Source organism: Escherichia sp. MOD1-EC5950, assembly GCF_002965345.1.
Lineage (GTDB): Bacteria > Pseudomonadota > Gammaproteobacteria > Enterobacterales > Enterobacteriaceae > Escherichia > Escherichia marmotae.
On sequence record NZ_PTSR01000102.1, the window covers coordinates 1 to 1,039 of the forward strand.

Consider the following 1,039-nt stretch of genomic DNA (forward strand, 5'->3'; position numbering starts at 1 on the left):
CCCTTACCGGTCGTGCTGGAGTGGCATTGTGTGATGTGCGGCCAGTTTTTTCATGGGAAGAAGTTCTGTGAAACCTGTGGTACGGGGATTTATTGCCGGGCAGCATGTACAAAGTCTCTTTACAGGTACCAGCCAGATTTGCTCCGGAACCTGGAGTGAGGAGGACGCAACATAATGACTTTATCATGACAGGAACGCTTATGCCGGATCCGTGCGGTCCGGCGTTTTGTTCCGCAAACGGTGGAGCACTGGCTGCGTCTGCTGGCGATCTGTTTTACGCACCACTCAGACAGGAGAGACATCGACGAACTTCATCACCTGAGGGCAAATGTTTTGGGTATTTAACGAAGTTACGCAGAATGACCATAGCCACTGGTTATGGCAACAATTTTTCGTTGATGGCTGGATGAATCATCTGTGCTTCTGTTGATTTTTATGGACTGATGGCGTTTTGTCAGCTGAATATTTATACGGCATTCTCTTCAGTACGATTACACGAATTGACAATCTTTTTTCCAGTGGTTGTTTATCAGGACATTACAGCTAATGATGCCAAAGGAACCATGGATCAGAAAAATGTGGCGTTGATATAGCTGAAGTGTGCGTCGGTGCCATTGTTAGTGATATAAAGCTGTAACCCCTAAAATTGCAGCGCTGTCAGAGTTGAAGCTTTGGGATACTGCATCAGTAATCTGTATCTGAGAGTGGTATAAAAAGACTCCTGATTAGCCAACATTTCAATAACGCCGTAAAGTAACAATATAAGCACTCAGTTGTTAAATTCCGTTTACCTTTTAGGTGACCAGTCAATACGGCTTATGCTGAAAAAATGCATATTTTTTATTAATGCTTTTCTGTTTCTCTGACCACCTCCCATAAAGTACGGGCACCACGACGAAGAGGTGTACGTCTTATTTTTCCCTCTTTTTCAAGACACATAAGGTAATGGCGGGCCTGATAAGTGCTCATGTCAAAATGTGAAGAAATATCAGTCGTTCTGCATGGCGTGTTTATCTCCTGAATAAAAGACAGTATCTGC

The 1,039-nt window shown here is 43.8% G+C and carries 2 protein-coding genes; one reads left to right on the forward strand and one right to left on the reverse strand.

Annotated features, from left to right (window positions below):
* The coding region (locus BEA93_RS25165; protein WP_236942100.1) for a zinc-ribbon domain-containing protein at nt 1-159 on the forward strand (159 nt) is incomplete at its 5' end.
* Nucleotides 160-843: 684 nt separating this feature from the next.
* On the opposite strand, the gene BEA93_RS24460 is transcribed toward BEA93_RS25165, so the two are convergent.
* On the reverse strand, nt 844-1,039 hold a 196-nt coding region (locus tag BEA93_RS24460; protein WP_272896994.1), incomplete at its 5' end, for a FaeA/PapI family transcriptional regulator.